This window comes from Paenibacillus amylolyticus, assembly GCF_047302515.1.
GTDB classification, from domain to species: Bacteria; Bacillota; Bacilli; order Paenibacillales; family Paenibacillaceae; genus Paenibacillus; species Paenibacillus amylolyticus_G.
On record NZ_CP168019.1, the window covers coordinates 4,732,865 to 4,756,133 of the forward strand.

General features: G+C 47.2%; 17 protein-coding genes and 2 CRISPR repeat arrays (1 of these 19 only partly in view). Of the genes, 3 read left to right on the top strand and 14 right to left on the bottom strand.

Annotated features, from left to right (window positions below; genetic code table 11):
* Window positions 1-118: a CRISPR direct-repeat array (repeat unit 33 nt; unit sequence ATTTCAATCCACGCACTCCATACGGAGTGCGAC); it begins 1,193 nt to the left of the window's first position.
* 377 nt (window positions 119-495) lie between these two features.
* Both ACDJ59_RS20670 and ACDJ59_RS20675 read left to right on the top strand, forming a co-directional pair.
* Window positions 496-1,065 (top strand): TetR/AcrR family transcriptional regulator, encoded by a 570-nt coding sequence (locus ACDJ59_RS20670; protein ID WP_413405378.1) that lies wholly within the window; start codon window positions 496-498, stop codon window positions 1,063-1,065.
* 79 nt (window positions 1,066-1,144) lie between these two features.
* Window positions 1,145-3,331, top strand: coding sequence for a YhgE/Pip family protein (locus tag ACDJ59_RS20675; RefSeq protein ID WP_413409874.1), 2,187 nt, complete (start codon window positions 1,145-1,147; stop codon window positions 3,329-3,331).
* A 128-nt stretch (window positions 3,332-3,459) separates the two neighbouring features.
* Here ACDJ59_RS20675 and ACDJ59_RS20680 read toward each other — a convergent pair whose 3' ends face one another.
* The 9 genes from ACDJ59_RS20680 to ACDJ59_RS20720 form a co-directional block, all read right to left on the bottom strand.
* On the bottom strand, window positions 3,460-3,801 hold the full coding sequence (locus ACDJ59_RS20680; RefSeq protein ID WP_413405380.1) for a DUF4190 domain-containing protein: 342 nt from the start codon (window positions 3,799-3,801) through the stop codon (window positions 3,460-3,462).
* A gap of 230 nt (window positions 3,802-4,031) precedes the next feature.
* A CRISPR array of direct repeats spans window positions 4,032-5,414; the repeat unit is 33 nt; unit sequence ATTTCAATCCACGCACTCCTTACGGAGTGCGAC.
* A 225-nt stretch (window positions 5,415-5,639) separates the two neighbouring features.
* The gene (locus tag ACDJ59_RS20685) at window positions 5,640-6,395 is read right to left on the bottom strand and encodes an amino acid ABC transporter ATP-binding protein (RefSeq protein WP_413405382.1); all 756 of its coding nucleotides are present in this window, start codon (window positions 6,393-6,395) and stop codon (window positions 5,640-5,642) included.
* 33 nt (window positions 6,396-6,428) lie between these two features.
* Window positions 6,429-7,088, bottom strand: a complete 660-nt coding sequence (locus ACDJ59_RS20690) for an amino acid ABC transporter permease (RefSeq protein WP_253505984.1) — start codon at window positions 7,086-7,088, stop codon at window positions 6,429-6,431.
* Window positions 7,089-7,200: 112 nt separating this feature from the next.
* Complete coding sequence (locus ACDJ59_RS20695; protein ID WP_413405384.1) at window positions 7,201-7,971, bottom strand: amino acid ABC transporter substrate-binding protein; 771 nt, start codon at window positions 7,969-7,971, stop codon at window positions 7,201-7,203.
* A 132-nt stretch (window positions 7,972-8,103) separates the two neighbouring features.
* Window positions 8,104-8,661, bottom strand: a complete 558-nt coding sequence (locus ACDJ59_RS20700; RefSeq protein ID WP_413405386.1) for a DUF4825 domain-containing protein — start codon at window positions 8,659-8,661, stop codon at window positions 8,104-8,106.
* A complete protein-coding gene (locus ACDJ59_RS20705) occupies window positions 8,658-9,353 on the bottom strand; it encodes a permease prefix domain 1-containing protein (protein WP_340019406.1) in 696 nt (231 codons plus the stop codon). The genes ACDJ59_RS20700 and ACDJ59_RS20705 overlap by 4 nt, the downstream gene beginning before the upstream one ends.
* Entirely contained in the window at window positions 9,350-9,709 is a 360-nt protein-coding gene (locus ACDJ59_RS20710) for a PadR family transcriptional regulator (protein ID WP_149846329.1), read from the bottom strand. Before ACDJ59_RS20710 ends, ACDJ59_RS20705 begins: the two co-directional genes overlap by 4 nt.
* 452 nt (window positions 9,710-10,161) lie before the next feature.
* Window positions 10,162-11,667, bottom strand: a complete 1,506-nt coding sequence (locus tag ACDJ59_RS20715) for an alpha-glucosidase/alpha-galactosidase (RefSeq protein ID WP_413405389.1) — start codon at window positions 11,665-11,667, stop codon at window positions 10,162-10,164.
* A gap of 203 nt (window positions 11,668-11,870) precedes the next feature.
* Window positions 11,871-12,884 (bottom strand): AraC family transcriptional regulator, encoded by a 1,014-nt coding sequence (locus ACDJ59_RS20720; protein WP_413405391.1) that lies wholly within the window; start codon window positions 12,882-12,884, stop codon window positions 11,871-11,873.
* Window positions 12,885-13,064: 180 nt separating this feature from the next.
* Here ACDJ59_RS20720 and ACDJ59_RS20725 point away from each other — a divergent pair, with 180 nt between their 5' ends.
* Window positions 13,065-13,691 (top strand): histidine phosphatase family protein, encoded by a 627-nt coding sequence (locus ACDJ59_RS20725; protein WP_413405393.1) that lies wholly within the window; start codon window positions 13,065-13,067, stop codon window positions 13,689-13,691.
* A 215-nt stretch (window positions 13,692-13,906) separates the two neighbouring features.
* Here the strand turns inward: ACDJ59_RS20725 and ACDJ59_RS20730 are convergent, their stop codons facing one another.
* The 5 genes from ACDJ59_RS20730 to ACDJ59_RS20750 all read right to left on the bottom strand — a co-directional run bounded on the left by ACDJ59_RS20730 (window position 13,907) and on the right by ACDJ59_RS20750 (window position 23,118).
* Complete coding sequence (locus ACDJ59_RS20730) at window positions 13,907-16,243, bottom strand: rhamnogalacturonan lyase (RefSeq protein WP_413409875.1); 2,337 nt, start codon at window positions 16,241-16,243, stop codon at window positions 13,907-13,909.
* 682 nt (window positions 16,244-16,925) lie between these two features.
* Window positions 16,926-19,370 carry a glycoside hydrolase family 6 protein gene (locus ACDJ59_RS20735; protein ID WP_413405395.1) on the bottom strand — a complete coding sequence of 815 codons (2,445 nt, stop codon included), beginning with the start codon at window positions 19,368-19,370 and terminating at the stop codon, window positions 16,926-16,928.
* A gap of 570 nt (window positions 19,371-19,940) precedes the next feature.
* On the bottom strand, window positions 19,941-21,017 hold the full coding sequence (locus ACDJ59_RS20740) for an efflux RND transporter periplasmic adaptor subunit (RefSeq protein WP_413405397.1): 1,077 nt from the start codon (window positions 21,015-21,017) through the stop codon (window positions 19,941-19,943).
* A gap of 28 nt (window positions 21,018-21,045) precedes the next feature.
* Window positions 21,046-22,416 carry an ABC transporter permease gene (locus ACDJ59_RS20745; RefSeq protein WP_413405399.1) on the bottom strand — a complete coding sequence of 457 codons (1,371 nt, stop codon included), beginning with the start codon at window positions 22,414-22,416 and terminating at the stop codon, window positions 21,046-21,048.
* 18 nt (window positions 22,417-22,434) lie between these two features.
* The gene (locus tag ACDJ59_RS20750) at window positions 22,435-23,118 is read right to left on the bottom strand and encodes an ABC transporter ATP-binding protein (protein ID WP_413405401.1); all 684 of its coding nucleotides are present in this window, start codon (window positions 23,116-23,118) and stop codon (window positions 22,435-22,437) included.
* Window positions 23,119-23,269: the final 151 nt, after the last annotated feature.

A 23,269-nucleotide genomic window follows, 5' to 3' on the forward strand; every position in this document is an offset into this window, starting at 1 on the left:
CGAGTCGTCCGAAATAAATTTCAATCCACGCACTCCATACGGAGTGCGACGCTGCGAATGCTGTTCGGATTTAGACTCCAATGATATTTCAATCCACGCACTCCATACGGAGTGCGACAGCGAAAAAACACGTATCTTAACAATTTTATCTACCACAAATACGTTTTTTCACTATTATTCTATGACTTTCCATATCATAATTCAATCTATTCCTGTCTATGTTATGCCAAAAGGCAATAAAACACCCCTTTTCGACAACATCTGAGGTGCGAATCCCCCAGGGTTTTCATGTGAGCATCACATTCGCACCTGTCTGAGTCACATACGGATACCCCTAATAACCTTCTTCATCCCCCATCCACTCCATGACAAAGATCACATCCATCATCCCTGTTCAAGTGCTACAGTTATAAACGACCAATTGACCATATGTGTAATTCGGTCAATTACAGACACATTTTTTACTCATTCAGACAACAAGGAGGTGCATATACCATGAGAATCATTGATCGAAGGCAACAGGTCATTGACTCGGCGGAGAAATCCTTTGCCCTGTTCGGCTACAAAGCAACAACCATGGAGCAAGTTGCCCGACTCGCCAATGTAGGCAAGGGAACAATTTATACTTTTTTCGAAAATAAGGAAGGACTGTTCGACGAGATTCTTCACTCCATCATTACCGATATGAAACAGATCACGGAGCAAACGGTGAAGGAAGAAAATTCGTTTCTGGACAACGTACACCTGAGTATGGACTCTTTGCTGGAGTATAGAGAGGAGCATGAGCTGTTAATCAAACTGTTCCAGGAAGTGAACGATTTTGGCACGCCACAGGCCAAGGAAGGTCTGCAGAAAGTAGAGACAGCGATTCTCGAATATCTGGAACGCCAAGTTCAGCGGGCAATGGAATTGCAGCAGATTCGAGAGGATGATCCCAAGCTGGTCTCTTTTGTCCTGCTGAAACTCTATGTCACGTTAACCTCGGATTGGAACAAAACGCATCCTACGCTACACAAGGATCAGATTAAGACTTTCGTAGGCCTCTTTCTCAAGAGTGGATTATAGAGGAGGATGTGCGGCTGAATCCTTGTAAAATTAGAGATAGATATATAACGGAGTAGCGTGATAATGGGGAGAGAACATGATGAAATCATTAACTGTATTTGGTCAGGATTTGAAATCCGCCTTTAAGAAACCCAAAGTATTCATTCCGATTCTCGTTGTGCTGTTCATTCCGGTGCTGTATAGCGGTTTGTTCCTCAATGCATTCTGGGACCCGTATGGCAAAATGAATGAATTGCCTGTGGCCGTGGTCAACACGGATCAGGGCGCAACCTACAATGACAAATCGCTGGAAGTCGGTCAGAATCTGGTCGATGAATTGAAAAAAAGTAATGATTTCGACTGGCAATTCGTGACACGGGAACAAGCGGAGCAAGGTATGGAAGACGACAAGTATTATATGACCATCGTGATCCCCGAGGATTTTTCAGCAAAAGCTACCACTCTGATGGAGGATCACCCACAACCAGCGGAGCTGATCTATGAGCCCAATGAGGGATACAACTTCCTCGCGGGTCAGATTGGTGGAACTGCGGTCAAACAGATCAAATCCAAAGTCTCCGCCAAAGTAACTGAATCGTATACCGAAACGTTACTGGATCAGGTGGAGAAGATCTCTAGCGGTTTATCGGATGCCGGAGATGGTGCTGGCAAGATCAACGAGGGCGCAGCCAAGCTGGATAATGGTGCCTCTACTTTGAAAAAGAACCTGTCCAAACTGGCGGATGGAACCGACAAATTGGAAACAGGTATGGCACCATTAAAAGAGGGTACAGCTACCTTGGCACAAGGAATCGGTACGCTTCATGCAGGAGCCAGCTCCCTGTCGGATGGATTGTCCCAATTGGCGGCAGCAGGCACGAAACTGGGTAACGGTGCATTGCAGGCTGAAACGGGCGGCAAACAGTTACAGGCAGGTATTCAGTCCGCTCAAGAAGGCGCGGCTAAGTTGGATGCTGGACTGGAAGCTTCCGAACAAGGAAGTGCGAAGCTGGTAGCCGGATTGCAAACCTCAGTGGAAGGCAGCAGCAAAGTAAGTGAAGGTGCCAAGGCCGTTGCACAAGGACTTGCCCAATTAGCCGAAGCAAGTCCCGAGCTTGCCGCTAACCCGGCTGTTCAGCAATTACTGGCAGCAAGTCAGGCCGTTGCCGCTGGCAGCGAACAGGTCTATCAAGGTGGACAGCAATTAGTGGATGGCAGCAAAAGCCTTCAGGCTGCGCAACAGCAACTGCATCAAGGCAGCAGTCAGCTAGTGCAGGGTGAACAGCAACTTTTACAAGGAGCAACACAATTATCAACCGGACATAAGCAGCTTGCAACGGGCCTTCAACAATTTAACACCAAGTTGACCGAAGCAGCAGCCGGAGGAGCCAAACTTGCAGAAGGTTCGAGTCAGTTAAATACAGGTGCAGGCCAATTGGTTACGGGTATGAACCAGCTTTCAGACGGAATCACCACCATTGCCGAAGGTTCCCGCAAGCTGGATGATGGTGCGGGAACATTAAAAGAAGGCACTACCAAATTAACCGACGGCTCTAGCGAACTTTCCACCAAGTTAAATGAAGCGGCAGCTGAAACGAGCAGTGTGAAAAAGACGGATGAACTTGTTGAAATGTATGCACAGCCCGTTCAGGTGGATGAGCATAAACATAACGAAGTGCCCAATTATGGCACTGGATTCTCGCCATACTTCCTGTCATTGGGGCTTTTTGTCGGCGCATTAATTGCAACGCTAGTTGTACCCACACGCGGCAGTACGGTTACCGATACGAGTAGCTGGAATCGTTTTGTGAGTAGAACACTTGCTTTCACGATTATGAGTGCTGTCCAGTCCCTTCTCGCTTCCTGGCTCGTATTGTCCGTATTAGGTCTGGAGGTTCAAAGCATTCCGTTATTCTTCTTATTCAGCTTTGTGACCAGCTTGAGCTTTATGTACATCATTCAGGCTTTGGTTACTTGGCTGGAGAATCCCGGACGCTTCCTGGCAATTCTCATGTTAATCTTCCAACTGACAACCAGTGCCGGTACATTCCCGTTGGAACTTATTCCGAATTGGTTGAAAGTGTTTAATCCATGGCTGCCAATGACGTATTCGGTAACCGGGTATAAAGCCGTTATATCAAGTGGTCAGTTCGGCGTGGCTTGGGATCAGATCGGCATTCTGTGCATCTTCGCCGTGATTGGTCTTGGAGGAACCTTAACTTATTTCCTGATGCCTCGCACCACGGAGAACGCAGACGTCAGCAGTGAAGTCGCACTTCACCTGTAAAAAGTAAAATAAAAAGCAAAGGCGTGTACCTAAGCCCCACTCTCTTCTGGTCAACAAGAGGTGTGAGTTAAAGTGCGCCTTTGCTTTTTTAATTTAAGATACAATCTAAGTTTGCTAACTTCATATTTCTAGTATGTAGAGTAAATTTCAGAACTTGAGATAGCGAAATTAAACAATAGTACAAGCAAAATAAGTAATACATAAATGGCTGTACCTATGATTCCACAGACAAGACCAGCAATCGCTAACCCTCTCCCTTGCTCCATGCGAACTCTGATCTCTTTGAAGGCTAAAGATGCAAATAAAATCGCGACGATTCCTATTAAAATTCCCACGTAAGGAATGGTGACGGACAGAATCCCCAAGACGAGAGATGTTATGGACTTGCCGTTTGTTTTTGGTACTACATAAGGTGGTGGTGGAACTGTATCACTATAATATCGATCTACTTCATTCTGGCGATAATCCAAAGTATATCCTCCTTCTTTGTTAAGTAACATCATTATACTTGATTAGTTGGAAAAGCATGCTCCATATTTTGTAAATACCCCAATTATATTAAAAATATTTACTTTATCGAACAACAATATGAAGTATGTATATATAGGGGGTATATTAATCCAGTTTCAGGATGAGGAGTTCAAACATAACAAAAAGATCTGAAATAACCTTGCCTTTAATTCCACTCTTCACTTCACCGATTACAATCCACGCACTCCATATGGAGTGCGACCACATAAGCTCGATGACGGTACTGGTCAGTTAAAAAATTTCAATCCACGCACTCCGTACGGAGTGCGACTTACATACGAGTAAACATTGGGAAGCGATCATTTATTTCAATCCACACACTCCATACGCAGTGCGACAACGTGCAAATGCATCGATACAGCAGTGGTACGGTATTTCAATCCACGCACTCCATACGGAGTGCGACTAGCTTACTGATAATCTCACGATTTGGTTTAGCCAATTTCAATCCACACACTCCATACGGAGTGCGACATCAAGCATAGCACTATCACTGCCATCGCCCCTGCATTTCAATCCACGCACTCCATACGGAGTGCGACAAGTACAGCTAACCAGGCGCTGACCGTTAAAAAGATTTCAATCCACGCACTCCTTACGGAGTGCGACCGCTGTACCTCCATAGACCATCTGCATGTACATCTTATTTCAATCCACGCACTCCTTACGGAGTGCGACAATACCGGCTTTTAATTAATCGCCTCCTCAAAAAAATTTCAATCCACGCACTCCTTACGGAGTGCGACCGGGAACTAAGTCCGCCACCACGCGCAGGAATCAAATTTCAATCTACGCACTCCTTACGGAGTGCGACGGCGTATCCAAACATTCATCTAAACGAGTAGTAAAATTTCAATCCACGCACTCCTTACGGAGTGCGACTACATTGGGTTACCCAACTTCTTTGCGAACTGAGATTTCAATCCACGCACTCCTTACGGAGTGCGACAATTGACCTCAATGCAACTGTCGTGACCCTGCTATTTCAATCCACGCACTCCTTACGGAGTGCGACTCGTGTGGTGTCTGGTGTGGACATCGGCTCCCGGAATTTCAATCCACGCACTCCTTACGGAGTGCGACGACGTGGAACTCGCAGCTTGACGGCGCGTTTAAGATTTCAATCCACGCACTCCTTACGGAGTGCGACCATTCGCGTTATACGGTACCTGCGACGGCATTATATTTCAATCCACGCACTCCTTACGGAGTGCGACTTTTAGTCTCTCAGACACATATGACAGTACTGGGATTTCAATCCACGCACTCCTTACGGAGTGCGACTCACCGCACACAGCGCCACGCACCGCACCTAAACATTTCAATCCACGCACTCCTTACGGAGTGCGACTTAACCTCTTTCGCTAACCATGTCATCATGTTCAAATTTCAATCCACGCACTCCTTACGGAGTGCGACAACTTGATTGGCTTCGCGAGGATCAGGAAGACGATATTTCAATCCACGCACTCCTTACGGAGTGCGACCAAGCACCGTTTTGATCTCTGCTTCTACAGACATTTCAATCCACGCACTCCTTACGGAGTGCGACAGCGAAAAAACACGTAACAGCAGCATATGAGTCTATACTTATTACGTGTTTTCGTTTATCGAGCTAATTATTATATTCATTTTAATCTACAACATCCAGAATATTCAAGTATTTATTGCCAAAAGGGAACAAAAATGCCACATTCGATAAAATCTGAGGTGCGAATCCCCCAGGGATTTCATGTGAGCTTGGCATTCGCACCTGGCTATATCTACGTTCAGACTTCTATCCTTCCACTTTCACCCGCTGTAAAAACGTCCGGGTACGTGCAAGCCTCGGATTGCCGAAGATCTGTTCTGGTGGACCTGCCTCGGCAATCTCCCCGTTATCCATGAAAAATACACGATCCGCAACGTCACGGGCGAAGCCCATCTCATGCGTGACAATCATCATCGTCATGTTTTCCTGTGCAAGTTGTTTGATTACGCGTAGTACCTCCCCGGTCAGCTCTGGATCGAGTGCCGACGTCGGCTCATCGAACAGCAGAATGTCGGGCTGCATCATGAGTGCGCGGGCAATAGCTACACGCTGTTTCTGTCCACCGGACAGATTGGCTGGATAGACATCAGCCTTGTCCGACAGCCCTACTTTGCCGAGTAATTCCAGACTGCGGTACCGAATGACGCTTGAGCTTTCTTTTTTCAAAGTTTTCGGTGCAAGTTCCAGATTATCTTGTACGGTCAGATGCGGGAACAAGTTGAAATGCTGGAATACCATACCCATACGATCCGTCATCTTGCGAATATCTGCGGCACCCGCGTAACGGCCATTATCAACCAACGTCTGATCCTGAATGCGAATCGTTCCGCCCGAAATATCCTCCAGATGAATCAGGCTGCGCAGCATCGTACTTTTCCCCGAACCCGAAGGCCCAATCACGGCAATCACTTCGCCTGGTTCCACGTTGAAAGATACCTGCTTCAGCACATCAAGTGTACCGAATGATTTTCTCAATTGATTTACTTCTATTATATGTGTCATATGCAGACAGTCCTTTGATTGATCAGATTTAATTTATTCATATGAAAAACGCTTCTCCAATGCCTTGAACAGCAAAGTAAGCACCAATGTTATAAGCAGATACATAATAGCTGCTAAGAAAAAAGGAAACAACTTGGCATCTCTATTCACTATCCCTTGAGCGTAAGAAAGTAACTCAGGTACAGCAACGGCATACAATAATGCTGTATCCTTGACCAACGTAATGGATTCATTCGCTGTTGCCGGAAGTACTACTCGGACCATCTGAGGAATGATGACTTTGGTCATTGTCTGCCACTTCGTTAATCCTAGTACCTTCGCTGCCTCATGTTGCCCTTTATCAATGGAAAGCAGTCCGCCCCTGAAGATTTCAGCGAAGTACGCCGCATAGTTCAAAATGAACGCAATCGCCGCTGCAACAAAGCGATCAAACACCAAATGCTCACCAATTACGGGAAGCAAAGGAAGACCAAAACAGAAGAAAAACACCTGCAGAAGTAATGGTGTTCCACGCATCACATAGACGTATGTGTGTGCAATCCATGCCAATGGTTTAAACTGACTTCTCATGGCGAGCGTTACGGCAAATCCAAGTGGCACAGACAATACGATGGCTACCAAAAACATAATGATCGTTGTCTGGGCACCCTCCAGCATAGGTTTTAAAATCGTCAATATATAATCCCAACTCATTGTTTTGTCTCCTCTAATCTGTTAACCCCGCATTCCTCTGGGGCATGAATCGCTCCAGCATGGAATACGGGGTCCGTTTTGTTTCTAACTATATATCAGGTGTATAACCTGCCTATTTCAGAACCTTATCTTCACCCAACCATTGAGTGGAGATTTTAGCCGCTGTTCCGTCTGTATTCAACTCATCCAGCGCTTTTTGCAGCTGATTCAGAAGCTCTTCATTGCCTTTTTTGATACCAATGCCATATTGTTCCGGTGCAAGAGATTCATCCAGCAGTTTGAATGTTCCCTCTTCTTTGGACATGTAGTATCTCGCTACCACTTCATCAATGATGACCGCATCCAGACGTTTTGTCTTCAGATCCGTCAGTGCAAGCACGTTATCCTTAAATTCGGAAGCTTTCACTTTATCCTTCAGGGGACTTGCTGCCAGTGCATCTGCCGCGGAGGACAGCGCCTGCAATCCCACATTTTTACCATCAAGTTCATCCAGCTTTGTGATTGGCGAGTCTGCCAAGGTAATAGCTACCTGACTGTTTTCCAGATACGGCTTCGTGAAGAGCACTTTCTCTTTACGCTCATCCGTAATGGTGTACCCGTTCCAGATCATGTCGATCCGGCCACTGTTCAGCTCTGATTCTTTGGAAGACCAGTCGATTGGCTGGAATGTGATTTCTTTACCCATTTTCTCCGCTGCAGCTCTTGCGTAATCAATATCAAAACCAACAATTTCATTCTGCTCGTCCCGGAAACCCATTGGAGCAAACTTATCATCAATTCCTACAACAATCGTGTTATCGTCTTTGCTTGCGGAACTGGAACAACCAGCCACAATCAATACACATATACTAATGAATAATAGTAGAATCGCTTTTTTTCTCATCTCTCGAACCCCTCCATGTCTATAACCAAAACCCAAACGCTTTAGTTCGTTACCACGTTATCAGAGATTTATAATAACATAGCATGGGAGAAGAGTCGAGTCTCTTGCCTATTTCCCTCTATTTCATGCAGCTTAATTGTCAACAATCTGTGAAAAGGCCTCTTTCACTTGTGCCGGTTCCACCAGCTTCTCGCGTACAGTCGAATTCCATAGCTCCGGGTTCTGAAGCTCCTTTAATTCCGTACCTGTCCATTGTTGGGCAGATTCACGACGTAAGGTATGGCTGGTATTCTCAAACTGGTAGACGATCTGCTCCAGATTATCGATCATAACAAAGTTCGCAACCGCATTATATACAAGTATCCGCTCAAGTTCCTCTGCATCCATCCCACGCGTATCCAAGCTATAATTCACTTGGACCGTGAACGTCTCCGGGTACAGTTGATAACCATTCAATCTTTCACGTAAAGGTAAAGCCTGATTCAGATGACTAAGGTTTGAATTATCACCCATGTAGGGACTGCGATATTTGGCTAAAGCGGCAAAATAATGTGTCAGCGGATTCTGCTGCTCTTCCTCGTACCGAGCCTGTTTCGCCTCGATCTTCGGATTAACGAAGCCTTCAACAATCACTAAGCCAATGATGCCCAACACAACAAGTGTTATAATCCATATGTTTCTAATTCTCATAACGCATCACTCACTTCATACTTACTAACGATCCGATACGCCCGATGCACAACCAAAGGAATAATAACACTTAGTAATGGGATGGCAAAGGCAATGACGATCACTGCAAACTGATAGGGTCCATCCACCTGAATGGGTCGATTAAACCAGATGTTGCTTCCGAATCGCAATGCTGCCTGCGTTCCCCATAGTACGAGTATTAATACCGCCCACAACCACCATATTCTGCGATTCCACTGCACTAAGGCAGGGATTCGAATAACCGTGGTTTTCACGGAAGTTGCAGAATCGTTCGTCTTGTTGATCAACAGATACAATACATACATGCCACCAACAATGAGACTCACGATCATAAGCAGATTGTTTATGGCGGAGCCTTGCATCAGCACTCTCATTGGAATGGTAATGATCCAGGCTATGAGGCTATAAATCAGAGCAGACTGCAACAACGCTGTCCAGTAAGGAACACGTTGTACCCTTCGATGGTCACTCATCACTTCATCCATACCAGCGATATGCTGAATGGCGGTCTGGAACGCCTTCTCTTCACTCATACCCTGCGAGATATAATCGTCAATCCGCGCAGCGAGATTGCTGTGAATCTCTTCTTTTAATTCTCGATTGTCTAATGTATCTTGTGCGTGAGCGAACAAACGATTCACATGACGGGTGATGCGAGCTTCCAATCTCATAGGTCTTCATCTCCTTTTTCTCCAGTGACAATCATGCAATCAATCAGTGCCTTGGCTGCCTGCCAAGCTTGAACCTGCTCTCTGTAGGCTTCGAGGCCTTGCACTGTAATTCGGTAATATTTGCGTCGTCCTCCCTGTGTCTCTCCCCCCCAGTAGGACTCCACATATCCACTCTTCTCCAGCCTCTTCAAACTGGAATAAAGCGTAGGTTCCTTCAATTCAAACTGCTCTCCGCTCTTGCGATAGATCTCCTTAATAATGCTGTAGCCATAGTTATCTGCGGGTATAAGTACACTCAGAATGATGGGGTCAATATTGCCCCTAATCAGATCACTGTTAATCACTTGTACATCCATCTGCGAGTTTCACCGACTTTCTTCCGTCCTGTGTATACTATAAGACATATTACTATGTCTGTAAAGGTAATATGTAACGCATGGTAAATATGCATCGCAAGAGTAACACTAGCAAACTTCCTCTCTTGCAAATAAAATTCTTCAATACGATAAAAACATTGACCACATTGGTATTTCTTTCAACTATGCTTATATTATCCGGCTGTAATCCTACTCCAAGTCATGGTACAAACAAAACTGCCTCACCCTCAACTCTTTGCGAGAAGGTTCATTCCAGTTAGCGCAGGAAAAAGGTACTTATTATTATGGAGCCTTTGCCCGCTGGACTTCCCCTCAAAATTCCCAGGTTTCCTTGGGTGATACCTCTTTTGCCTTTGTTATCCGTGGTGTCGAAAAAAAATAAAAACAAACAGGGCCCCTCCAATTTTGGAGAGGCCCTTACGCATTTTTATCTATTGTTGCACTTTCTCGCGATCTTTCCCTTTATCGGATTCCCCCGCGTTTTTGTTCGCGGCATCGCGATCCTGTTTCATTTCTTCCACCGTTTTCACCTTCAGACGTGCTGCACCTTCATATTCCTTCGTTGGAATAAGATCGCCAGCAGCAAGTCTTGCTTCTGCGGCAGCAATCGCATCTCCATACTGCGGCAACCACTGGGCCTGTGCAACCAGCATCTCGTCGACCATCTGCCAGATTTCTTTTGGATTACATACGGCACCCACGAGCGGGTCCATCATAAATGCCTGACGAAGTAATTTGTCGTCTCCGTTCACCGCGGCTTCAACCGCAAGATGTTGCACGGAAATGCTCACATTACATACCGCAGCCGGTCCAAGGGGCAGATCGCCTACATGTGGCATAGAGATGCCGTTGCGATCCACATATCCCGGTGCCTCAATAATCGCATCGTCCGGAAGGTTCGAGATTACTCCATTATTAACGGTATTAAAATGTCCACGATAGACACGTCCCGTCTCCAGCCCTTCAATAATGTACGAACCGTGCTCCTCGCCCCGTTTTTCCGGAATGAATTGCATCGGTTCATCCTTCATCCAGTTAGGAAAATCAGTCTCAAACCAGTTGCGCCCCTCGGTACATACCCGCAGATATCCACCCGTCTCTCCATTGATCCAGTTACCCAGGTCGATCCATTCGTTGATCTCTTCCGGACGTTTGCGGTACCACGGCACATATTCACTCAGATGGCCATTCGATTCTGTACTGTAATATCCAAAGCGGCGCAGCATATCGATCCGCACTTTCTCGGTGCGGCTGTACTCCGGATGTTTCTCGAAGGCTTCGAGCAGATCACCTGTAAGGTCTTTACCTTCATGAGACGCCTGAATGTACCAGGTCTGATGGTTGATGCCGGCACAGACAATATCCACTTCACTCTTTTTCAAGCCAAAAGCTTCCGCAATCTGATGATGACCATGCTGTACGCCATGACACAGTCCGATCGTCCGCACACCGCCGTACTTGTTGCAAGCCCATGTGAGCATCGCCATCGGATTGGAATAGTTCAAGAGCAACACGTCAGGTGCGCTATGTTCACGAATATCTTTACAGATATCCAACATCTCAGCGATTCCGCGTTGTCCATACATAATCCCGCCTGCACACAGCGTATCGCCGACACATTGATCTACCCCATATTTCAGTGGAATGTCCACATCGGTTGCAAATGCTTCCAGTCCCCCAACACGAATCGTACACAGTACATACTTTGCATCTTTCAACGCTTCTTTCCGATCCGTTGTTGGCTGAATCTGAATATTCAATCCATTCTCACGGATATCCCGCTGACACAGCTCAGTCACCATGTCCAGATTGTGCTGGCTAATATCGCAGAACGCAATCTCGATGTTGTTAAACTCTGGTACCGTGAGCAAATCCCTTAACAATCCCCGTGTAAATCCGATACTTCCTGCCCCGATAAACGCCACTTTAAACGACATGTCTATGTCCTCCCCTAATCCGAATCTTTCGCTTCGGTTAATGACTCTCTTCATGAAATCATTGTACCAACGGCAAATGGGGAAGCGTTATCAAAATCATGACCTGTTCAAGATCTTGTTGTCAAAAATCCTAACTTTTTCAAACCTGAATCCTGATCTAATAACATAACATTCATTAATGTTAAAAATTAATTGCAATCCACTCATTCATTCGGCGGGTACTGACTGACATGTCGTTCCATAGAGGAGCGAAATTCAACTGGCGTACGACCGGTATATTTTTTGAATAACATATGAAAATACTGACGACTCCCTACTCCAACATAGTCGGAGATCTCAGAAATCGGAATATTCGTCTGCTGAAGCAGCATCTTGGCCTTCTCCATTCGAAGCATCGTCAGGTAGTCGGTAGGTGTGCGCTGAGTGTGCTGACGAAAAATGCGATGTAAATAGCCTGGATGCAGATTGACTGATGCCGCGATATCCTTCATCTGAATGTTGCGATCCATATTGTGATGCATGAATTCAATGGTTCGTTTGACATACAGCTCCGCCTGATCTGGCGCACTCCGGCTCATTTCTCCGCGCAGACGTGCAACACGGACCAGCAATTGGATGAACAATGTACGCACCAGTATTCCCTGTTCCGGTGACGAGAGATTCCGGGCTTCGCGGTGATGTAACCTTTCCTCTGGCGGAATGATCTTCATCGGCACGTTCGCTCTTCCTTGCTCCAGCAGACCACGCTGATCGAGTTCCAGTACCAGACTTTTCATAATGTGATACACCTCTTCCGGGTCAGGCAGTACCAGATATGGCGTAGCATTAGTGAGTAGAGTGTGGACTTCTTCCTCTTCCAACGCGAGCTGGCGGATGGATAGTTGTCCAGTAGGCGAGTTTGAGAATGCAAACTCCACATTAAGCATCCGGCAAGGCACGCCATCTTCCACCAGCAGACGGTGCGGGACACCGGCATCGAGCATAATGAACTGTCCTTTTTTCAAAACAGCCTGCTCCGAACTCCCATCCGACATCTGCATATCCACCCGGCACATTCCTGAAATAATATACATGATCTCCGTCGAATCATGATTGTGATAGGACATACGATAGTTGTCCCATTGCTTGTAATAGTACGCGTAGAAACGCGGCCCGCAATCCTCTGTTCGCAATGCCTCCTGATACAGGCTTCCTGTCCAGCGCTTTGTGATGCTCATGTCCATACCCCCATTTCTACACGATCAATCCTCACTTTTCTCCATTGTAGCAATTCTGTAGGTTGAATATAAACTGTCTTCGTTAAAACCATCATTGCATTACTTAATTAGATAAATATATAATTAGTATACTATCTAATCCTTTATGTAAACTGTCTATAACTAAGGAGGTTTCCACTTATGAGTACCACCTTTCATCTGGTGAGACACGGTCTCAAAGAACGACGAATCGGGGATGTCTCCCTCACTGCCGAAGGGGCTTTACAAGCCGAAGCCACAGCACTTCATTTTTCCAAAGCCACCTTTCCCGTTACTAAAATTCTTACCAGCCCACTTCGACGAGCCCAAGAAACCGCCAACATGATTGCCCGCCACACCCATTCCCATATAACTGAAGATCCTCGCCTGCGCGAACGTGCCAATTGGGGCGATTGCCCGGATCAGTCATTCGAAGAATTCATTGCGATGTGGGATCGATGTACGTCTGACCCAGATTACATTCCACCCGTGGGAGACTCGGCCAAACAGGCTGGTGAACGGCTGGCCTCCCTCCTAACCGAATTGGCTAATGAAGAGTCGGAGAACAGTAACATTATTGTGGTTGCACATGGTGGACTCATTACTGATTTTATGGTGCAAACCTTTATCGAGCGCGAGCTTAACGTCTGGCATTCCGATTTTATAACTATGCAGAACCAATTGATCCCCAAGTGCTCCATCACCACACTGATCTATGATCAAGGAAATTACACCATTGAAGCGTTCGCTTCTACCGAGCATCTAAACTTCAACGATGTAAAAGAATGATGTAACACGAATGGCTGGGAACACGCGAAGCTCTATCCCCAGATCCTTAAGTGAAAAAAGCTCTGAAACCTCCATGTGCGGGACACATTGAGATTCCAGAGCTTCCAAGCTTTGATGCCAACGCTTAAAACTAACGACGCTGCGTTACGTTACAGCCTGATCATGAACACATGTTATGTTGCATATTGCTAGCAGTTATTATTACTCCGGCCTGCTTACTTTCCGCCCTTACCTGGCGTGTAGAACTTAGGCAGCGTTACTTTTGACCAGTCCATATCCGATGCCATGTAGAAGGACGGATAGGAAGGCTGGTTGTATCCACTGTTCTGCCCAGCAATGCCCACACGATACATCGCATCATGCATCAGCGTGTACAACTTGCGGTCCGTTTTCTCGGTACTCAGATAGATGCGGATCGCGGAACTGTCCGTGGTTCTCACCAGCATCTCTTCCCGCCAATCCCCGAAGATATCAGCTACGAGAGAAGGTGTTCCTTTGGTGTGATTGTTGGTCAATGTGCCTGTTGCCGTCAGCAACGTGCCACGATTCCAGTCTTTGATCGTAGGCGTAACATCGATGGCACCATCTACGATCTGTGTCGTCATATCGCCAGCCCAACGGATATTCATATTCGTTCCCGGCATCTGATCACTGATTTTCTCACCCTTAGCTGTCCACAAGCCTACAGCCCATGTCTCCAGACCACGACGAGTCGGATCAACATCACCCACCATGCCGCGTCCGGTATCTTTCCCCGTGTATCCGCCATAGATCACTTCTCCGGTTTTCGCATCCCGCAGCGAATATCCGTATGGCGCCCAAGGGCCACCCTCGTGAACCATGAAGATCTCAAGTCCCGGACGATCCGGATCGATATCTGCCACATGAAGAGCATCACCATGACCCAGACGGGCAATCGTTCCCGGGGCAGCACTCTCGGCAGGCATCAAGTCTGTGGAGCTGTACAGCACACTGCCGTCATGATCAATTGTAGCGGAGCCATAGATAATCTCCTGTTTGCCGTCACCATCCACATCCGCCACACTGAAATAGTGCGCTCCCTGAGTTGTAATGGAGCCGTACTGCGGATCTGTTCCATCCACACCATGCGGTCCGTCATTGAACGGGTTCTTCATCGGTGTCCAGCCGCTGTCCACTTTCCATTCCTTTTTCAGCTTCTTGCCATCCCAATTGTAGGCAACCATCGTTGAACGTGTGTAGTAACCGCGTGCAAAGATTGCAGACGGCTTCTTGCCGTCCAGATAAGCCACTCCGGCTAGGAAACGGTCCACCCGATTCCCCGGTTCGATCCGTGCCATCGCATAATCGCCCCACATCAGGCCATCATCATGACGTTCAGGTTCATATGGAATGGTCTCCAGCTCTTTGCCTGATTTGCCTTCAAATACCGTAACATACTCAGGACCATCCACGATAAAACCTTCAAACTTGCGCAGCTCATTGCGGTTACTGCGTTCTACCGCGTACACATCAATGAAATAGTCGGCCAAGCTCTCGGCATCCTGCTGAGATAATGGGTAGTTATATTTTTTCTCAATCCCAAAAGCCTCTTCCAATGTCGCAGGCCAGTTCCCCTTCACAACCTCATCATGTTTATGCCAGTTTTTGAACATATCCACCACGTGACCGTAGTAACCGTCAGCACTCAAACGATAATCATCTTCGTTCGAGTACCCTGCCTTGCGATCCTGCTTGGGAAGCGTGATATATTTCTCGGAGGTCACTTTTCCTTTTTTGTTGTATTTAATAATCTTCGTACCGGGAGCGGTCTTGAACATCATCTCGGCTTTGCCATCCCCGTCAAAATCGTAAACGAGCATCTGTGTATAATGAGCACCCGCACGGATGTTAACCCCAAGATCGATTCGGTACAGCAATTGTCCGTCCAGTGTGTAAGCATCGATGTAGGTTTTACCGGTGTACCCTTTTTGCGATACGTCCTTGGCGTTGGAAGGGTCCCATTTCACGAAAAACTCATACTGGCCATCCCCGTCCACATCCCCTACGCTCATGTCATTGGCAGAATACGTATAGGCTTCTCCCGCGGGCGTCACACCATCGGCCGGTTTTTGCAGTGGAATATCCACATAGCCGTTCGCCCAAGGTTTGGCGGATGCACTGCGTTTGCTCTCCTTGCCCTTCTTGTTCACCGCTGCCACTTCATAACGGGAAGACGATTTGCCTGCGGCATCTACATAGTTGGTGCTGTCGGTGACGGTAGCGATCTTTTTGCCATCACGATAGACGTTAAAGTCCGTACCTGTCAGTCCTTTGTCGCTATACCCTGTGGCCTCGTCACCAAGCAATCTCCAACTGAGAAAAACACCTTCAGATGTCGAAGCAGCCACCAGTCCCCGATCCAGATATTCCAGTTGAATCTCTTTCACGTGACTGCCCCCCTTTTGTGATTGCAGGCTGGCCTCCGTCGCACTATTTCCGTTCGAAGCTTCTGCTCCGCTGATCCCCGCTGTTCCCCCAACAAGCAAAGCTACGCTGAGTGCCGAAGAGAGCACCTTGGCTGCAAGTGGCATACGAGCCTTCCTGCGACCGGATTGCCGACCTGACACCGATCCCTTATGTACCGGCGCTGTTGTTTCTGAGTTCATCCACCTTCACGCTCCTTGAGACAGAATAGGTGACGCATATACACATTGATGATGATTGGACGTTCAATCATCCACACAGACCTTCTTCAACGAAAGATCCCAATCCATAATGATTACGCTTACAAAATTTAAAAAGAGAAATCAGCTTGCCCGACTACCAGAGTGCGGTCCCCCTTCCATTCTCTTTCCAATCCGAGCGAGAGAATCCCGCCCATCGGGTTCTATTATAGACATCCTGTCTGCCAGACCCTAGGCAAATATCCGTCCAAAACGATTAATAATCAGTGTTTTTAGGAGTCATTTAGGAAATAAGTACTTGCAACTCTGAGGGTTATCCGTTCCGGTTACTATGATCGCTGTTATCCCCGGATTTTCTTCCATCCCCCTTCCAAGGGTAAAATCCGGTGATAAAGGCGAGATGATGCTTACGAAGTAGCTTTCTTGCAGAAAGCTTTCAGCTTCGCTTCTTCAGAATCGATTTCGTCCCCTCCACTACGTTCCTCAGTTGATCAAGAACTTCAATCTAGAATGACTCTTGAATGCATAGCAAAAAACCGCGATCCTCTAACTCACTGAGGACCGCGGTTAAGACAGTTACAAGTAAAGTTTAAGGCTCAATACCCCATACCAGGTTTTCACCTTGGTAGAGTGTTACCTTATTCCAATCCTGGTAGGATGTTTTCGTTGGATCGAAAGAGTAGTCATTCGTCTCGTCCAAGTTGGACCAGTCTGTTTTGTACATGCGAAGCTGGATGTCTCCAGTCTGTCCACCAGCCTGAATGCTGCCAGCGCCAGATGTGAAGCTCAGCTCCACATACGAGTCTGTGAAGGTCCGCTGGATATTGGCTCCGCCAACTTGAGCGTAATCGATGGCAGAATCCATCGCAGCCGAGCCTTCTTTGGAGAAGTAATACCGGATCTTCAGATCACTCAGATTCACAGCAGTACTACCCAGATTTTTGATGTTGAAATACGGTTTGATCTGGCTATCTTGAGCATTGGTATCTCCAGCACGATATTGCACGACAAGATCACTCGTTGGTACAACGACACTTTGAGGTGTCGCGGAAGCTACAGCAGAATTGGCACTTTGCCCTGATGCATTCACTGCACTTACCACATAATGATACGTTGTGCCGTTCGTCAGGGCAGTGTTGGTGTAGGACGTACCACTCACATTCGCCGCGATCGTTGTAAACGGACCTGATGCACTCAGTGCGCGTTTCACATCATAACTTGTTGCACCTGTAGAAGCGGTCCACGTCAGGCTCACCTGCGCATTGCCTGCAGTTGCTGTGAGAGCAGTCGGTGCAGCTGGCGCCGTTACACCTGCAACAGGTGTAGCTGTTGCTGTTGCAGAGTTAACACTTTCACCTACTGCATTTGTTGCCGTTACCACATAATAATAGGTTGTACCATTGATCAGACCGGTGTTGCTGTAAGATGTTCCACTTACATTAGCTGCAACTGTTGTGAATGGACCTGATGCACTCAGTGCCCGCTTCACACTATAACTTGTAGCCCCTGTGGAAGCAGTCCACGTCAAGGAGACCTGAGCGTTACCGGCAGAAGCTGTCAATGCTGCTGGTGCTGCCGGAGCTGTTGTTCCGCCCGGAGGATTACCTCCACCGTTACTTGCAGGAAGTACAGGGAATGCGTTTTTCACCAGTGCCACGAATTGATCATGGAACCAGTGACCCGATACCGGAGCATTAGGCAACGCACCTGTTAATACACCATCCCGAGTTGTGAAGGTTGGATCACACATCCGGTCGAAACCTTTGCCTTCGTTATTCGGAATTTCGGAGCTGGAGCCATCAGATTCACCCGGAGGTTTCACCCATACATAAGCATCCAGATGCGCTGGTCCTGGTGCAGCCTTAGGTGCTTCACCAATACCTGCGCCACTGGCATTACACCAGTTCCCCCGATGCTCCCGGCGATCTACACGTCCGGAGTTCACATAATCGTTGATGTTGCTGCCCGTAGCAGATGCTGGACGGTCTACCCCGCCCCACCCATTCCGGCTAGTATCAATCAGGAAACCTGTGCTGCTTGGCCAGCCAGCTTGTACGAAATCGGCATACAGCGCAGCAGTGAAATCGGTTTCGTCAAAATAAGGATTCCACTCATAAAACTTGGCAGATTTAATCGGTTGTCCACCGATATTGAGATCAGGGTTAGACAGGTTCGGCTCCCCCAGCGGTGTAGTGTTTGCTGTATTTGTAATGAAGCCATCTGCACTGCTCAGACCTGCGGCTGTTCCTTGCACAACACTTGTATACAGCGCGACTGCTGCAGAACGGTTGTTATCCCATCCAAGCCAGCCGGAGTGGCCGATATCCAGATAGTTGTACACATTTGGAATGGCGTGCAGCTTGTCCAATGCATACTTCACACCCGCCTCATAGATACCTGTTGAGCTGGCTTGACCACAAGCTGGTGTACTCAGGTTGGTCACAAGGTTAGGCAGACTATCCGGTTCAATGACAGCAATAATGCGAATATCCTGATACTTCGGATCTGCGAAGATATCTGCGAGCACATCAATATAATCCGTTTTATATGTCTGCAGTGCTGCCTGTGTTAGTGGAAGTTCACCATTCGATGCGAGTGCATGACAATCCCGTCCAGGCAAGTTATAGATAACAAATGAAGCCGTTATAGGCGTACCCGGTTTCTTTTGAGCGAGAACGGCATCAAGATGTTGCTCTACACTTTTGCGACCAGCGTTGTCCGTCCCGCCATAGATTGCAGCAATTCGGTCAACCCATACTGCGGTTGGATACGATTTGATGGTCTCCATCTTGGCCTTCAACGACGCATCGTTGGTCAGTGCAATGGATGTATCCACGAGAGCTGAATAGTCCTGATTCAGATAAGCGGTTGCCCCTACAAATGGATTATCCACATGTGCTTCAGCCGCCTGAGTCAAGCCTGGAGACAGTCCAGGGAAAATCCCCGCAGCGAGCAGCGTTGCTGCAAGCATTTGTTTTACACCTTTGCGCAGGATCTTCTTACCTCTCGATTTGGTTTTCAATTTAGTCTTCATAGTTCCACCTTTCCTTTAGTTAGATTGGGTTGTACTCATGTCTGATCCTCTGTGTCATTATGATGCTTAGCACGAAGAGAACGTTCGGATGAGTTGGTTGTATCACCTCCTAAAGAAATGGTTGTATCACTGGAATCTTGAGCAAACAAATGGTGTGTGAGGGCGAATCATGTGAATGAGTATAATATGGTGGGTGTGGTTGAACGTGTGTTAGACATGAAGAAGTGTGAACAATGACTTATGGGATGTCTGAATCCCATATTTGGTAAGCGCTTTCTTCAAACAGTTAAAAAAAAGGCCTTCGCCTATCCATCTACAAACATGATGTTCGGTGTCACCTCCTTATGTTCTGATTATACGACATGTAAATATTACTGTAAATTGAATTATATAAATTTAATTATATTTTTTTCCATAATTCAGGCAGGAATCTGGACATCCCTTGCCCCTAACCAGACCAAAGGCTCATCATGGCCATATGCCACAATGAACCTCGTGTTTTTCAAGGTCGAATCGACCGTTCGTCTAGCTAGTCACTACATACGTTGCCTTGTTCTTAAATTCCTACGTCTAGGGCAAAACGACAATGTCTCCCGGTTTCAAGCCACTAACTACTTCCGTCTTGTCCCCCGATTCCATTCCAGCCTGGATCGTCAGCGGCTCGGTCTGTCCATTGCCCTTGTCTAACAGTACGTAAGGTTCGGTCTGATCCCGCATAATCGCCAAGCTGGACACAACCGTCACTTTATCCTTCCGCATTGTCTCGATATCGCCTTCCAGACTCACGCCTCCATACATTCTGGCGTCCGGCTTCAGATCAATGACCACATCAAACTGTGAAGCTTGCTTGAGGTCCGTATCGGTACTCTTGCGGGCGAATTTGGACACCTTACTTACCTTCCCGGTGAATTGCAGGTCTTTCTGCGCTGTCATTCGCACCTTAACTGGCATGCCCACCTTGAGCCTGAACATTTCTTCCTCACCAACAATCGTCATAAATTTCAGTTTGCTGATGTTTGTAACGGACCCGATCAGCTGTCCTTCCGTCACCGCACGTGTCTTGCTATCCTCTTCATTCATCTGAAATATACCGGAAGCGGAAGCATACACAACAGACTTACTTATTACTGCCTGCTTTTTCTGTATCTCCTTCTCCTTGAGGACCAATGCTTTTTGGTTCAATTCATTCGTCAGGCGTTTACCTTCCCGATCTGCAAATGCCTTCTTGCGCTCCTCTTCCGTTACGCCAAGGGACTCACTCATATTCGCCTGATCCAGGGTAACCTGATTCATCTTGTTTTCCAGCTGAGCTTTCTCCAGATCACTCTGCAACTGTTCTACTTCCGTTTGTAACGTGGAAGTATCGAGGCTAAACAGGATATCGCCTTTGCTCACCTGCTCACCACTTTTCACGTGCCACTGCTTGATGTTGGAAGCATACGGAGCGAAGATATCCGTCTGATCGGTGTATACGGATTTCCCTTTCACCTGTATCGTTTGCGTCATCGTTTCCTGTGTCACATCAAAGGTAATCGGGGGTGGAATCTCTATAGGCGCCTCCGGTTTTGGCTTGTACTTTTCATACAGCCAGTACCCTGCACCTGCCAAAAGTACAACGGTGATGATAATTTTAATCCATTTCTTCATGTGCCCAATTTCCCTTTCGCTGATAAAATTACATTGATTTGATCACAGTTAATGCATTGGTCCGAGATGCGCTGATTGCCGGATATATACCTGATACAATGCCAACCAGAATAGCAAAAACGATGCCCAGTGGCAGAGCCGACTGCTGAATAACGACGGTCATCGGACCATTCATCTGATCTGCCATCTGACTCGCCAGCAGACTGTTCACCCCGCCGAGGGCAGCAAAGGCAATCCCCACACCAGCCACGCCGCCCATTAATCCAAGCATCGCTGCTTCCGTAATAAACATCTGGCGGATCTGCCACAGATTTGCGCCCAGCACCTTCATCACACCAATCTGTTTACGACGCTGATGCGTAGACATAATCATCGCTACAATAATGGATAATGAGGCCAGCAGCATGATAAAACCACCGATCCCCAATGCCGCTTTTTGGTACATCGCCAATTGACCTGCCATCGCTTCCTTCTGGAACAGATTACTCTGTGTGTTTAACGTCAGCTTTTTAATCTGTTCTTCCACCTGGGATACATAACGTTTGTCCTCAACCTTGACCAGAGCTGAGTTAAGATGCTTGGCCGCACTGCTGTCGGCCTGCTGTAATCCAAGCTCATCCTGCAATGCACGAGCTGTATCGAGCGGCAGATATACTTTTTTATCGTTTTGAGCGCTCATCTCATCCATGTTGGAAGGCTTCGTCAACTCTCCAGACACGCGTATAGAACCACTCATTTTGGTTTTGCTCGCATTCGCATAATCTTCATATCGGAACTGAACCAGCTGCTGAACCAGGTGATCCTGTTTGGCGGACATTTCCGTAAACTGTTCTAAAAGCTCGTTGTTATATGGATCAGCATTCAACTGCTCAAATAACTTCTGAGTTACTTTGGGGTCCACTAGTCCAAATGCAGCACCATAACTGGTTACCGCCATACGACCATCCTCTGCCCCACGTCCCTCAGCATACTTGTATCCAAACCCGCCCAGGGTCTCCAGCTGGGTACCAATGACCTCAACATACGTGCTGCGACCATCCGGAAGTACCATTTCCAGCGAATCCAGCTTTAACATGGGAGCCACGGCAACAACGTGGGGTAGTCTTTGGATAATCTGAATCTTTTCCAACGTCAATGCTCCCCGTTCAAACTTCGATGTCTGACCATTCCCCTTGCCGTTCCCGGTACGTATGCCTTCATTGGGCGTAATCGTGATTTCATCCATCTTGTAATTGTCGTTCAATGTTTTCTCGCTATAGGTCTGTACGGACTGCCCCACGCTAAGTGCAATGATCATGGCGGCAGAACCGATGGACAGCCCCATCATGCACAGCAGTGTGACCATTTTTCTGCGAATGATCTGTCCCCAGGCCATACGTGCTACATCCCGTATTCTCACATTTCCTCTCCTTTTACCTCAAACTTCCCTTACAGCTTCTTCGACCAATATTCCATGTTGCAGGGTAAGCACAACTTGCATCTGCTCCGCGACCTCTGCTTCATGTGTCACAATGACAAAGGTTGTATTCATATCCCGGTTAAGCTGCTGCAAAATCGCAATAATCTCTTCCTCCGTCTCGGTATCCAGATTCCCGGTAGGCTCATCTGCAAAGATCACCGAGGGTTCGGTAATGAGCGAACGTGCAATACTGACACGTTGTTGTTGGCCGCCCGACAACTGAGACGGGAACAAGTTTGCTTTTTCACCCAGTCCAACCTGTTCCAACAGCTTCAATGCTTTTGCTTTGCGTTTCGAAGGGCTTATGCCCATAAACACCAAGGGTAACTCTACATTTTCCCGGATCGTAAGATTGGACAGCAGTTCATAGGATTGAAAAATAAACCCGATATGACTGCGCCTGAACTCAGCCAGGCGATTTTCACTGAAACGTACAATATCTTGTCCCGCAATTAGAATCTTGCCCTGATCCGGTTTCATCAGCCCCGCCATCAGATTCAGCAGTGTGGATTTCCCCGAACCAGAACTGCCCAGCAGGGCTACCATCTTGCCTTCTCCAATCGTCAGGTTGATATCCTGAAGCACCGGCACGGTTCCCTTGCCATTGCGGAACGAGTGGGATAATTGTTCAACTTGAAGCATTACTACATTTCTTCCTTTCTACTTGCTAAATATGTACAGAGGTTGTTATGTAAAGATTCGCGTAGCACATTCCCTTATCATTATAGGATGGAGATGTATCCGGGCTGGCCGGAGTTGTATCCAACTTGTAACATGTCATAACAAAAAGACC

Excerpts from the sequence above, each read along its gene's own strand:
- ACDJ59_RS20750 (WP_413405401.1), bottom strand. The coding sequence starts at position 23,118 with ATGCTTCAAGTTGAACAATTATCCCACTCGTTCCGCAATGGCAAGGGA.
- ACDJ59_RS20715 (WP_413405389.1), bottom strand. The coding sequence starts at position 11,667 with ATGTCGTTTAAAGTGGCGTTTATCGGGGCAGGAAGTATCGGATTTACA.
- ACDJ59_RS20670 (WP_413405378.1), top strand. The coding sequence starts at position 496 with ATGAGAATCATTGATCGAAGGCAACAGGTCATTGACTCGGCGGAGAAA.
- ACDJ59_RS20690 (WP_253505984.1), bottom strand. The coding sequence starts at position 7,088 with ATGAGTTGGGATTATATATTGACGATTTTAAAACCTATGCTGGAGGGT.
- ACDJ59_RS20720 (WP_413405391.1), bottom strand. The coding sequence starts at position 12,884 with ATGAGCATCACAAAGCGCTGGACAGGAAGCCTGTATCAGGAGGCATTG.
- ACDJ59_RS20705 (WP_340019406.1), bottom strand. The coding sequence starts at position 9,353 with ATGAGATTGGAAGCTCGCATCACCCGTCATGTGAATCGTTTGTTCGCT.
- ACDJ59_RS20740 (WP_413405397.1), bottom strand. The coding sequence starts at position 21,017 with ATGAAGAAATGGATTAAAATTATCATCACCGTTGTACTTTTGGCAGGT.
- ACDJ59_RS20725 (WP_413405393.1), top strand. The coding sequence starts at position 13,065 with ATGAGTACCACCTTTCATCTGGTGAGACACGGTCTCAAAGAACGACGA.
- ACDJ59_RS20730 (WP_413409875.1), bottom strand. The coding sequence starts at position 16,243 with ATGCCACTTGCAGCCAAGGTGCTCTCTTCGGCACTCAGCGTAGCTTTG.
- ACDJ59_RS20685 (WP_413405382.1), bottom strand. The coding sequence starts at position 6,395 with ATGACACATATAATAGAAGTAAATCAATTGAGAAAATCATTCGGTACA.
- ACDJ59_RS20695 (WP_413405384.1), bottom strand. The coding sequence starts at position 7,971 with ATGAGAAAAAAAGCGATTCTACTATTATTCATTAGTATATGTGTATTG.
- ACDJ59_RS20735 (WP_413405395.1), bottom strand. The coding sequence starts at position 19,370 with ATGAAGACTAAATTGAAAACCAAATCGAGAGGTAAGAAGATCCTGCGC.
- ACDJ59_RS20675 (WP_413409874.1), top strand. The coding sequence starts at position 1,145 with ATGAAATCATTAACTGTATTTGGTCAGGATTTGAAATCCGCCTTTAAG.
- ACDJ59_RS20700 (WP_413405386.1), bottom strand. The coding sequence starts at position 8,661 with ATGAGAATTAGAAACATATGGATTATAACACTTGTTGTGTTGGGCATC.
- ACDJ59_RS20710 (WP_149846329.1), bottom strand. The coding sequence starts at position 9,709 with ATGGATGTACAAGTGATTAACAGTGATCTGATTAGGGGCAATATTGAC.